The organism is Streptococcus sp. 517s (assembly GCF_054445985.1).
In genome coordinates this window covers 82,437-95,000 of sequence record NZ_CM136847.1, presented here as the reverse complement: position 1 = coordinate 95,000, position 12,564 = coordinate 82,437, and the positions used below count along the sequence as shown (strand labels likewise).

The following is a 12,564-nucleotide window of genomic DNA, read 5'->3' as shown; positions in this document are numbered from 1 at the left end:
GAGTAAACTCTTCGGTTTGCCCTCCTGCCGTTTCGCTCGCCGCTACTAAGGCAATCGCTTTTGCTTTCTCTTCCTGCAGCTACTTAGATGTTTCAGTTCACTGCGTCTTCCTCCTCACATCCTTAACAGATGTGGGTAACAGGTAGTACCTGTTGGGTTCCCCCATTCGGAAATCCCTGGATCATCGCTTACTTACAGCTACCCAAGGCATATCGTCGTTTGTCACGTCCTTCTTCGGCTCCTAGTGCCAAGGCATCCACCGTGCGCCCTTATTAACTTAACCTTATTTTCTGACCTTTCAGTCAGTAACTCTTATTAATACTACAGCGTTTCGGTTTATTTTCTTGTTACTATTTGATATAGATATTCAATTTTCAATGTGCATTACTTGGTGATCTCTCACCAATGGAGCCTAGCGGGATCGAACCGCTGACCTCCTGCGTGCAAAGCAGGCGCTCTCCCAGCTGAGCTAAGGCCCCACAAGACCTCTCAAGACTAAACAAGACCAATGCGCAGTTCCTTATCCTTAGAAAGGAGGTGATCCAGCCGCACCTTCCGATACGGCTACCTTGTTACGACTTCACCCCAATCATCTATCCCACCTTAGGCGGCTGGCTCCAAATGGTTACCTCACCGACTTCGGGTGTTACAAACTCTCGTGGTGTGACGGGCGGTGTGTACAAGGCCCGGGAACGTATTCACCGCGGCGTGCTGATCCGCGATTACTAGCGATTCCGACTTCATGTAGGCGAGTTGCAGCCTACAATCCGAACTGAGACTGGCTTTAAGAGATTAGCTTGCCGTCACCGGCTTGCGACTCGTTGTACCAGCCATTGTAGCACGTGTGTAGCCCAGGTCATAAGGGGCATGATGATTTGACGTCATCCCCACCTTCCTCCGGTTTATTACCGGCAGTCTCGCTAGAGTGCCCAACTAAATGATGGCAACTAACAATAGGGGTTGCGCTCGTTGCGGGACTTAACCCAACATCTCACGACACGAGCTGACGACAACCATGCACCACCTGTCACCTCTGTCCCGAAGGAAAACTCTATCTCTAGAGCGGTCAGAGGGATGTCAAGACCTGGTAAGGTTCTTCGCGTTGCTTCGAATTAAACCACATGCTCCACCGCTTGTGCGGGCCCCCGTCAATTCCTTTGAGTTTCAACCTTGCGGTCGTACTCCCCAGGCGGAGTGCTTAATGCGTTAGCTGCGGCACTAAACCCCGGAAAGGGTCTAACACCTAGCACTCATCGTTTACGGCGTGGACTACCAGGGTATCTAATCCTGTTTGCTCCCCACGCTTTCGAGCCTCAGCGTCAGTTACAAGCCAGAGAGCCGCTTTCGCCACCGGTGTTCCTCCATATATCTACGCATTTCACCGCTACACATGGAATTCCACTCTCCCCTCTTGCACTCAAGTTAAACAGTTTCCAAAGCGTACTATGGTTAAGCCACAGCCTTTAACTTCAGACTTATCTAACCGCCTGCGCTCGCTTTACGCCCAATAAATCCGGACAACGCTCGGGACCTACGTATTACCGCGGCTGCTGGCACGTAGTTAGCCGTCCCTTTCTGGTAAGATACCGTCACAGTGTGAACTTTCCACTCTCACACTCGTTCTTCTCTTACAACAGAGCTTTACGATCCGAAAACCTTCTTCACTCACGCGGCGTTGCTCGGTCAGACTTCCGTCCATTGCCGAAGATTCCCTACTGCTGCCTCCCGTAGGAGTCTGGGCCGTGTCTCAGTCCCAGTGTGGCCGATCACCCTCTCAGGTCGGCTATGTATCGTCGCCTTGGTGAGCCGTTACCCCACCAACTAGCTAATACAACGCAGGTCCATCTGGTAGTGATGCATTTGCACCTTTCAATGGATTATCATGCGATAATCCATTTTATGCGGTATTAGCTATCGTTTCCAATAGTTATCCCCCGCTACCAGGCAGGTTACCTACGCGTTACTCACCCGTTCGCAACTCATCCAAGAAGAGCAAGCTCCTCTCTTCAGCGTTCTACTTGCATGTATTAGGCACGCCGCCAGCGTTCGTCCTGAGCCAGGATCAAACTCTCGTTAAAAGTTTGAGTTCTCACTCATTTCTGTCACTGACAGATTTATTGTTTTTTCATTGTTCAGTACTATAACCTTAGTTATAGTGCCCTGCACATTGGTTCGTCTTGTTCAGTTTTCAAAGGTCTTTGTCACTCAATCTCTCTCAAGCGACAACTATATTAGTATATCACAGCTGCTGACCTATGTCAACACTTTTTTGAAACTTTTTTTACTTTTTTTCTCACCTGTGATACACTCATAGTCCGTACGGGATTCGAACCCGTGTTACCGCCGTGAAAAGGCGGTGTCTTAACCCCTTGACCAACGGACCTTGAGCTTTTCAACTCTTTCTATTATACCTACTTTTCCTACTTTGTCAAGATCTTTTTTTCCTCTTTATCGAAATTCTGAAAAGATTAGGGAAAAGAGCCAGTTAAACTGACTCCTTCTATTTATCTTGCCAATTAGTCGCACGTTCCTCTCCCCACCAGTATGGGATCAACTCGGCAACTTTGATTGTTTTTCTTGTTTTGTAGTCCATCATGAACTCTGCTTCTTTATTTTCGGCATTCAATTCTAAGAGAAATTCTCTGCATGCGCCACAGGGCATACCTGATCCTTCGCCGTAGGGAGGTTTATCTCGAAAGGCGAGGATTTTCTTAACTTTAGTTTGTCCTGAAAATTGATACATATTGAAGAGAGCCGCTCGTTCTGCACAAAGATGAAAAACGCCACAAGTGCCCTCCATACAGAATCCTGTGAAGATCTGACCATCTTCTGCTTCTACCGCAGCAACGACATGATTGGCATAGACAAAGTCTGACACTTCATGTGGATTGTATAGTTTCTGTGCTTCTTCGTACATCTTTTCCCAGATGTCCATTGTTACATCCTTCTTATCTAGAGATTTCTTTTAACATATTTTCAATATGCTGAATTGATTTTTCACGGCCTAACAAGAAGATCGTATCTGGCAATTCTGGTCCATGCATTTCACCTGAAACAGCGATACGAATAGGCATGAAGAGATTTTTCCCTTTGATACCTGTTTCTTTTTGAACAGCTTTGATTTGTGGGAAGATATTTTCTGTTACAAATTCATCATCTGTCATCGCTTCAAGTTTTGCCTTGAAGGCTTCAAGAACTGTTGGGACTGTTTCCCCCGCCATTACTTCGCGTTCTGCTTCTGTCAATTCTGGGAAATCTGAGAAGAAGAGATCTGTCAATGGGATAATCTCATCTACTGATTTCATTTGTGGTTTATAGAGCTCAACTAATTTTTCAGCCTTATCAGTTAAACGGCCTACTTCCTCTAAGAATGGTTTTGCCATTTCAAAGATAGTTTCTAGGTCTGCATTCTTGATATAATCATTGCTCATCCAGTCGAGTTTCTTCTGATCAAAGGCTGCTGGAGACTTGCTGAGGCGGTTTTCATCGAAAAGTTTAATGAGTTCTTCACGAGAGAAGATTTCATCTTCGCCACCTGGGTTCCAACCAAGAAGAGCAATAAAGTTAAAGACTGCTTCTGGTAAATAACCTTTTTTACGGTAGTCTTCGATAAATTGAAGGGTGTTGGTATCACGTTTAGACAATTTTTTCCCAGTTTCAGAGTTGATAATCAAAGTCATGTGACCAAACTCTGGAGCTTCCCAACCAAGTGCTTCATAAACCATGAGCTGTTTTGGTGTATTAGCAATGTGGTCGTCTCCACGGATTACGTGAGAAATTTGCATATCATGGTCATCGATGACAACGGCAAAGTTGTATGTTGGGTAACCATCTTTCTTTTGGATAACCCAGTCACCACCGATATTGCCACCTTCAAATTCGATATCACCTTTGACCATATCATGCCACTTGTAGATACCTGACTCATTGACCGCCAAGCGAACTGTTGGTATGATACCAGCAGCTTCACGTTCTGCGATATAAGCCGCTTTTTCCTCTTCACTCATACCAAGGTATTCGTTGATATAACGAGGTGTTTCACCAGCTGCTTCTTGGCGTTCGCGTTCAGCTGCCAGCTCTTCTTCTGTAACGTAAGATTTGTAGGCTTTTCCTTCAGCTAATAGTTGGTCAATGTATTTTTGATACAAGTCCAAACGCTCAGACTGGCGGTAGTTTTCATGTGTTTCTGGGCTTTCATCCCAATCCATGCCTAACCAGCGAAGGTTTTCAAGCTGTGAGCGTTCCCCATCTTCGACATGGCGTTTACGGTCAGTATCTTCGATACGAATGATAAATGTTCCACCATGATGGCGTGCATACAAGTAGTTAAACAATGCTGTACGGGCATTCCCGATGTGTAGTAGTCCTGTTGGACTTGGTGCGTAACGTACGCGGATATCTTTTGACATAGTTTCTCCTATAAAGTCTCTAGGCATCTGCCTTTTTGCTCTCTATATTATATCACAAGTCTTGGCTGAGTCCAATTTCTATGAATAAAGAGAGTAAAAAGAGTGGGCAAACCACTCTTTTCTTCTATCTATAGACGTGCGTTAAGTTCTTTGCTCAGTTCTTCAAATCCTGGTTTTCCAAGAAGGGCAAACATGTTACGTTTATAAGCTTCAACACCTGGTTGGTCGAATGGGTTGATAGCATTCAAGTAACCAGAAAGGGCGATAGCCAATTCGAAGAAGTAGATTGTATAACCAAGAGTGAAAGCGTCTTGCTCTGGAAGAGTCACGTACATGTTTGGTACATCACCATCTGTGTGGGCAAGAAGAACACCGTCAGTCGCTTTTTTGTTTACAAAGTCAACGTCTTTTCCTTGAAGGTAACCAAGTCCGTCAAGGTCTTCTTCCAAAGTAGGAATAATCACGTTTTTACGAGGTTTGTCAACACGAACAACTGTTTCAAACATGATACGAGTTCCTTCTTGGATAAATTGACCAAGTGAGTGCAAGTCAGTTGAGAAGTTAGCTGAAGTTGGGTAGATACCTTTTTGGTCTTTCCCTTCTGATTCACCAGCCAATTGTTTCCACCATTCTGAGAAGTATTGAAGTGATGGTTCGTAGTTTACCAAGATTTCAGTAGCGTAGCCTTTACGGTAAAGGATGTTACGAACGGCTGCGTATTGGTATGCTTCGTTTTCTGAAAGTTTGTTTGAAGTGTAGTCTTTACGAGCTGCGTTAGCACCTTCCATAAGAGCTTTGATGTCTGCACCTGATGCTGCGATTGGAAGCAATCCAACTGCTGTCAATACTGAGAAGCGTCCACCGATATCATCTGGAACCACAAATGTTTCCCAACCGTTGGCATCTGCTTCAACCTTAACAGCACCTTTTTGGCGGTCAGTTGTAGCGTAGATACGTTTGTTAGCTTCTTCTTGACCGTATTTCTTAACCAAGAGTTCTTTGAAGACGCGGAAAGCGATAGCTGGCTCAGTTGTTGTACCTGATTTAGAAATCACGTTTACTGAGAAGTCTTTGTCAGCTACGTACTCTACCAAGTCAGCAAGGTAAGTAGATGAGATTGAGTTCCCAGCGTAAAGGATTTGTGGAGCTTTACGTTCTTCTTTTGTTTGCAAGTTAGCAAAGTGGTGGTTCAAGAAGTCAATAGCTGCTTTGGCACCAAGGTAAGATCCACCGATACCGATTACAACCAAGACATCGCTGTCTGACTTGATTTGCTCAGCAGCTTTCAAGATGCGGTCGAATTCTTCACGGTCATAATTTTCAGGAAGGTCTAACCAACCCAAAAAGTCGCTACCAGCACCAGTTCCTTTACGGATCAATTCGTCTGCTGCTGTTACTTGTGATTGCATGTATTCCACTTCATGTGGGGCAACAAATTTGTCCAAAACTTTTGAATAGTCAAATTTAATATGTGACATGATATTCCTCCAATATTTCTTCTTTTCTATCATAACGCTTACCTTCGATTTTTTCAAGCTTTTTTATTGAATTTGCCCAATTTTTATCAGAATTCAAACGTTTGCGTAAAAATGCTAAAATACAAAAAATCTGAAAGGACGAATAAAAACAGCTAGAGTCTCTAACCGTTACAATTCATTTAATAAATACTCAAATAGTTCTAAATTGCCGTCTTCTTCATTGACCAGAAACTCTGGGTGCCACTGTAAACCGATAATGCGATGCTCATCGATAGACTCAATCGCTTCGATGGTCTGATCTCTTGGATCAATAGCAGTCACACGGAAATTAGGTGCCAGATCTTTGATACTTTGACGATGGACTGAGTTGACCTGACTTTCTCTTCCAAACAACTTAGCCACCACACTCCCTTCTACCGTCTCAATAGAATGAGATGTTCCAAAAGGCAAGCCTTGCCAGTGGCCTTCAATTTCTTGGTGGAGAGTGCCGCCAAAAGCAACATTGACCAGCTGAACCCCACGACAGATTGCCATAATTGGTTTATTCTGACGGAGCGCTTCCTTCAAGAGAGCTAGTTCAAACTCATCGCGTACAAGGTTGTAATCATCGCTCTCAATAGTCTTTTTCTCTCCATAAAATTGGGGATGGACATTTTGCCCACCTGTCAAGATGAGTTTGTCAATCATTTCCACATAATCGCGCACAATGGACTCATCTCCCACAGGAATCACCAAAGGGAGACCACCGACTTGACGAATGCTCTCTGCAAATTTACAGGATACAGATGAGTGAATGTTTTTTCCTTCTGCATCTACAGGACATAGATTCGCAGCAACTCCTACAACCGTTCTAGCCATGATGTGTCTCCTTTCGATTTTCTTGCGACAGTCTTATCTTATCACTCCAACCCTTTCCTGTCTAATATGTTTTTTTAAAGACCGTGATAAGTATTTTTTATGGATAAGAAAAAGCTGCCCAACGAGGACAACTTCTTTTTTATTCGAAGACAAATTGATTGTGATACAGTTCTGAGTAGAAACCGCTAAGTTTGAGCAACTCGTGATGATTTCCACGTTCAATAACCTCTCCATCTTTGAGGACAATAATCTGATCGGCATTGAGGATGGTCTTGAGACGATGGGCAATGACAAAACTGGTTCGACCTGCTGCAACTGCCTCCATGGCATGTTGAATCTTGCTTTCTGTTACGGTATCCACATTGGAAGTCGCTTCATCTAAGATTAGGACTTGAGGATCTGTCATCAAGGTCCGAGCGATGGAAATCAATTGTTTCTGCCCAGTCGAGAAGATATTTTGCTCATCATCAATAAGGGTATCATACTTATCAGGCAAGCTTTCGATGTAGTCATGAATATGAGTTGCCTTGGCAGCTGCTTCGACCATTTCCTGACTGGCATCTGGCACACCAAAGCGGATATTATCTCGGATTGTTCCACTAAACAAGACCGAATCCTGCAGGACAATCCCGACCTTGCTCCGCAGGCTGTCCAAGTCATAGTCACGAATGTCTTTGCCATCAAAAGAAATGCTGCCTGCATCCACATCGTAGAAACGATTGATGAGATTCATGATGGTCGTTTTCCCTGAACCAGTCGGACCGACAACTGCTATCATCTGCCCCTTAGGAGCTGAAATGCTAACATCTTTTAAAATCGGCTTGTCTGGCACATAAGAGAAATCAATATGACTGATTTCAACACTTTCTCGCAATTCCGTAAAGGCAGGCGCATTTTGCGGGCGAATCTCTTCTTCTGCATCGAACATTTCTTGGATACGATCCGCCCCAGTAAAGGCCAACTGGAGGCTACCCCAGCTAGCAGCCACCTGGATAATCGGCTGGTAGTACTGCTGAGAAAATTGGGTAAACATGACAATCAAACCTAGGGCTGTCGTTGTTTCGATACTTGGATCCTTCAGCAAGACAGCCGAACCTGCAAAAATGACGATGGCCGTATTGACCAAGCTCATCCCATTCATAACAGGAAAGAGGATGCCTGAGAACATTCTCCCTTTAAAGGTTGCCTTGCGCACGCGCTCATTTTGCTCCACAAAGCCTGCTACGATGTCGTCTTGAATTCCTTGTACGATAACAGCTTTCTGTCCAGAAATACTCTCGTCCATGTAGGCGTTGAGTTTCCCAACCTCTTTTTGCTGGAGATTAGTGTACTTGCGGGCCATTTTCACGATGAAGACCAACATGAGAAAGGCCACCGGGGTGCTGGCTACTGTTATCAGGGCTAGCGTCACATTTCTTGAAAACATGACAAAAATCAAACCGATGTAAAGAGCAATATTGCTCATAACCTGAACTAGGCTTTCATTGAAGGCTTGAAGGATGTTGTCCAAGTCACTCGTGAAGCGAGAAAGGATATCGCCATCCTGATGGCGGTCAAAGAAAGAAACCGTTAAACGAGAAAGTTTGCCAAAGAGGCCCTTACGCATCTCATTTGTTGACTCAGCAATCACACGGGTCATCAAGGTCATGTAAATCAAACTGGATACCACTAAGGCGAGGACAACCAGAGCTAGATTCAGCATCAGAGCTGATAAACTCTGCCAGGCTAGTTCGGCAGTTCCATTTTGATAAGCCAGAACTAGGTTAGCGAGCTCCGTCACTGCTTGACCTGAAAAAACTGGAAAGAGGGCTTGGGCAATCGTCGCAACTGCAACCATCAGAATCACAATGGCAAAGGAGAACTTGTAAACTTTAAAATAATTCCAGAAAAATCGAACGGTTTTCATTTTATTCCTCCTTTCCCTTTTGTGTTTCGTAGATTTCGCGGTAGATGGCATTGTTAGCTACCAAGTCTGCATGCCGTCCTTCTCCAATCAAGCGCCCTTGATCCAAGACCAAAATCTTGTCTGCATGGACAACTGAACTGATCTTTTGAGCGATGATAATGGTTGTCGTCCCTTTCAGGTCTTTATTCAAAGCTTCCTGTACGAGTCTTTCTGACTTGGCATCTAGGGCTGAAGTCGAATCGTCAAAAATCAGGATCCGGGGATTGCTGACAATCCCACGGGCAATGGACATCCGTTGCTTTTGTCCACCAGAAAAGTTGGTGCCACGTTCTTCGACCTGACTCTCAAATTTGTTTTCCATACGTCCGATAAATTCACTGGCTTGGGCAATCCGTGCTGCACGTTCCATTTCTGACACGCTAGCATTGCCTTTCCCTTGACGGAGATTATCTGCAATGGTCCCGCTAAAGAGAACAGCACGTTGCAAGACGATGGAAACTGTTTTACGCAAGGTTCCCTCGCTGACGTCTCGAATGTCCTTGCCACCAATCTTGATAGATCCCTCCTGTGGATCAAAAAGTCGTGGAATTAACTGAGCTAGGGTGGACTTCCCTGCTCCAGTAGCCCCAACCACACCGACCATCTGACCAGGCGCAATTTCAAAGGTTACATTCTTCAGCATAGGCTCATCGTCATTGGGATAGGTGAAGGTCACATTTTCAAAAGAGAGACTTCCTTCTAACTCTTCATCTGGGAGATCTTTAAAGGTCATCGCTGGCTCGGTATCTAGAATTTCGCGGATACGACGCAAGGAAATCATGGCACGACTGACAGAATTTCCTAAAAAACCAACCATGATGATAGTAAAGATAATCTGGCTGAGATAGTTGACAAAGGAAGCAATCGAGCCCACAACAGATGGATCTGACTGAGCCATTCCAGCCACCAACCAGATAGAGAGGAAGACTGCCCCATATCCAACTAGCATCATAACGGGTTCTATAACTGAGAAGGCATAACCAATATAAAGATTTTGGCCGAGAAGTTCATCAGAAACCTCGGTAAATTTGTCAAATTGTGCTTTTTCTTGTACAAAGGATTTGACCACGCGCACACCACGTAGATTTTCCTTAGCGATAGCATTGATCCGTTCAAGAAGGGTTTGAAACTTAGCAAATCGCGGCCCCATCATCCCCATCATGATGGCTGTGAGTGCAAAGATTAGGAGCACCATGAGGACAATCACCCACCAAAGCGACGGAAGAGTGTGAACCGCCAAGATAAAGGAACCGATAAAGAGAAGAGGAAGACGGAAAAGAATTTGAAAAGCCATCATCACCACGTTCTGAATTTGGTTGATATCATTGGTCATACGGACGACAAGGTTGCCGGCATTGAATTGCTCGATATTGGCATAAGAAAAAGTCTGGATCTTGCGAAAGGCGTCTTCCCGAAGGTCCGAAGACACTCCTTGAGCAATATAGGCTGCAAGCGTTACATTGACCCCACCTGCAACCAGACCTACTAGGGCTACTCCTATCAGCCAAGCGCCAATACTATAAATGGCCTCATGTTGACTGGCCAACAAAGCCTCTAACACCTCTTGCAAATAGCGCGGTTGCAAGAGTGAACTCGCAACCATCAAGCCTGTCATCACTAGGGATGCCAAGGCCTGCCATTTATAGGTTTTTATTTTTTTAATGAGCATATTTCCTCCTAATAAAATAGATAAAGGGAGCGACATCCTGCGTCAGCTCCTTCTCATTCGGTCATATTGATGCTATTCTAGCAAAAAAGAGAAATCTTGTCAAAGAAGTCTCCTTATTATAAATTAGTGCGCTTTCATATACAGGTGATGCATGAAAAGGCTTTTTATGGTAGAATGAAAGGAAGAACTCTTACAAGGAGGAAAAAATGAAGAAACAAACCATCGCTGTCTTGGGTCCTGGTTCTTGGGGGACTGCCCTTTCGCAGGTCCTAAACGACAATGGACACGAGGTTCGAATTTGGGGAAATATTTCTGACCAAATCGATGAAATCAATAACCAGCATACAAATAAACGATACTTCAAAGATATCCTACTCGACGAAAAGATCAAAGCCTATCATGACTTGGAAGAAACACTAAGGGATGTGGATGCTGTTTTATTTGTGGTCCCAACAAAAGTAACGAGACTGGTTGCCCAACAAGTAGCAAAGGTACTCGATCACAAGGTTGTCATCATGCATGCCTCCAAAGGATTGGAACCAGATAGCCACAAACGTCTATCAACTATTCTTGAAGAGGAAATTCCAGCTGACCTTCGCAGTGATATCGTCGTTGTTTCAGGACCGAGCCATGCTGAGGAAACTATTGTACGGGATATTACCCTGATCACTGCAGCCTCTAAAGACCTCGAAACTGCTCAGTACGTTCAAAATCTCTTTAGCAACCACTACTTCCGCCTCTATACCAATACGGATGTTATTGGGGTTGAAACCGCCGGTGCTCTTAAAAATATCATCGCAGTTGGTGCTGGCGCACTACATGGTCTAGGGTTTGGCGACAATGCCAAGGCGGCTATCATTGCCCGTGGCTTAGCTGAAATCACCCGTCTAGGTGTCGCTCTTGGAGCTAATCCTCTAACTTATAGTGGTCTTTCTGGAGTTGGTGATTTGATTGTAACAGGAACATCTATCCACTCTCGTAACTGGAGGGCCGGTAATGCTCTTGGCCGCGGAGAATCTCTCGCAGATATTGAGGCTAATATGGGCATGGTCATCGAAGGCATTTCAACGACTCGAGCAGCTTACGAACTGGCTCAGGAATTGGGTGTCTATATGCCAATCACACAGGCTATTTACCGAGTTATCTATGAAGGTGTCAATATCAAAGAAGCAATCACTGACATCATGAGCAATGAATTTAAAGCAGAAAACGAATGGTCATAGACCTTTATAGAAAGGAACATTTATGAAACAAAAAGTCAGAAAAGCAGTCATCCCTGCCGCTGGATTGGGAACTCGTTTCCTCCCAGCAACTAAGGCCTTGGCCAAGGAAATGTTGCCAATCGTAGACAAGCCAACTATCCAGTTTATCGTTGAAGAAGCCCTCAAATCTGGTATCGAAGACATTTTGGTTGTTACGGGTAAGTCAAAACGTTCTATCGAGGACCACTTCGACTCAAACTTCGAATTGGAATACAACCTCAAAGAAAAAGGGAAAACAGATCTTTTGAAGCTGGTTGATGAGACAACCGGCATGCGCTTGCATTTTATCCGCCAAACGCATCCACGTGGTCTCGGAGATGCTGTTTTGCAAGCCAAAGCTTTCGTTGGAAATGAACCCTTTGTCGTGATGCTTGGTGATGACTTGATGGATATCACAGACGAAAAGGCTATTCCACTTACCAAACAACTCATGGATGACTACGAGCGTACCCACGCGTCTACTATCGCTGTTATGCCTGTCCCTCATGACGAAGTATCTGCTTATGGGGTTATTGCTCCGCAAGGTGAAGGAAAAGACGGTCTTTACAGCGTTGAAACCTTCGTTGAAAAACCAACTCCAGAGGATGCTCCTAGCGACCTTGCTATCATTGGGCGCTACCTCCTCACTCCTGAAATTTTCCAAATCCTCGAAAACCAAGCTCCAGGTGCGGGAAATGAAATTCAGCTGACAGATGCAATCGATACTCTCAATAAAACACAACGTGTATTTGCTCGTGAGTTCAAAGGGGCTCGTTACGATGTCGGAGATAAGTTTGGCTTTATGAAAACATCCATCGACTACGCTCTCAAACACCCACAAGTCAAAGACGAGTTGAAAGACTACCTCATTCAACTCGGAAAAGAGTTAGCTGAGGGGGAATAGAAGAACAGTTCATATAAAAAAGAACTAGGATAGTTAATTATCCCAGTTCTTTTTATTTTG

The 12,564-nt window shown here is 44.5% G+C and carries 8 protein-coding genes, 2 tRNA genes and 2 rRNA genes (1 of these 12 cut by a window edge); 2 read left to right on the top strand and 10 right to left on the bottom strand.

Translation table 11 applies throughout. The annotated features are described in order from the left end of the window. The 10 genes from ACVX3R_RS00465 to ACVX3R_RS00420 all read right to left on the bottom strand — a co-directional run. Positions 1 to 283: ribosomal RNA gene (locus ACVX3R_RS00465) — 23S ribosomal RNA — on the bottom strand (it extends 2,619 nt beyond the left edge of the window). Positions 284 to 406: 123 nt separating this feature from the next. Further along, positions 407 to 479: transfer RNA gene (locus ACVX3R_RS00460), tRNA-Ala, on the bottom strand. A 51-nt stretch (positions 480 to 530) separates the two neighbouring features. Further along, positions 531 to 2,078: ribosomal RNA gene (locus ACVX3R_RS00455) — 16S ribosomal RNA — on the bottom strand. The 16S and 23S rRNA genes sit together here with 2 tRNA genes alongside, the layout of an rRNA operon. A gap of 233 nt (positions 2,079 to 2,311) precedes the next feature. Then, positions 2,312 to 2,383: transfer RNA gene (locus ACVX3R_RS00450), tRNA-Glu, on the bottom strand. 117 nt (positions 2,384 to 2,500) lie between these two features. Further along, positions 2,501 to 2,935: a cytidine deaminase family protein gene (locus ACVX3R_RS00445; RefSeq protein WP_458795082.1), complete on the bottom strand. Its 435-nt coding sequence runs from the start codon at positions 2,933 to 2,935 to the stop codon at positions 2,501 to 2,503. Between the two features lie 13 nt (positions 2,936 to 2,948). Next, positions 2,949 to 4,409: a glutamate--tRNA ligase gene (gltX, locus tag ACVX3R_RS00440; protein WP_125386989.1), complete on the bottom strand. Its 1,461-nt coding sequence runs from the start codon at positions 4,407 to 4,409 to the stop codon at positions 2,949 to 2,951. A 128-nt stretch (positions 4,410 to 4,537) separates the two neighbouring features. Next, positions 4,538 to 5,887 carry a glucose-6-phosphate isomerase gene (locus ACVX3R_RS00435; protein WP_458795081.1) on the bottom strand — a complete coding sequence of 450 codons (1,350 nt, stop codon included), beginning with the start codon at positions 5,885 to 5,887 and terminating at the stop codon, positions 4,538 to 4,540. Between the two features lie 168 nt (positions 5,888 to 6,055). Then, positions 6,056 to 6,745, bottom strand: a complete 690-nt coding sequence (locus tag ACVX3R_RS00430; RefSeq protein WP_000124760.1) for a gamma-glutamyl-gamma-aminobutyrate hydrolase family protein — start codon at positions 6,743 to 6,745, stop codon at positions 6,056 to 6,058. Between the two features lie 139 nt (positions 6,746 to 6,884). Beyond that, positions 6,885 to 8,651 carry an ABC transporter ATP-binding protein gene (locus ACVX3R_RS00425; RefSeq protein ID WP_458795080.1) on the bottom strand — a complete coding sequence of 589 codons (1,767 nt, stop codon included), beginning with the start codon at positions 8,649 to 8,651 and terminating at the stop codon, positions 6,885 to 6,887. Between the two features lies 1 nt (position 8,652). Then, entirely contained in the window at positions 8,653 to 10,359 is a 1,707-nt protein-coding gene (locus ACVX3R_RS00420; RefSeq protein WP_458795079.1) for an ABC transporter ATP-binding protein, read from the bottom strand. A gap of 206 nt (positions 10,360 to 10,565) precedes the next feature. Between ACVX3R_RS00420 and ACVX3R_RS00415 the strand changes: the two genes are divergently transcribed. Together ACVX3R_RS00415 and galU are read left to right on the top strand one after the other, a co-directional pair. Then, on the top strand, positions 10,566 to 11,582 hold the full coding sequence (locus ACVX3R_RS00415; RefSeq protein WP_458795078.1) for an NAD(P)H-dependent glycerol-3-phosphate dehydrogenase: 1,017 nt from the start codon (positions 10,566 to 10,568) through the stop codon (positions 11,580 to 11,582). Between the two features lie 22 nt (positions 11,583 to 11,604). Next, positions 11,605 to 12,504 (top strand): UTP--glucose-1-phosphate uridylyltransferase GalU, encoded by a 900-nt coding sequence (gene galU / locus ACVX3R_RS00410; protein ID WP_458795077.1) that lies wholly within the window; start codon positions 11,605 to 11,607, stop codon positions 12,502 to 12,504. Positions 12,505 to 12,564 lie beyond the last annotated feature (60 nt).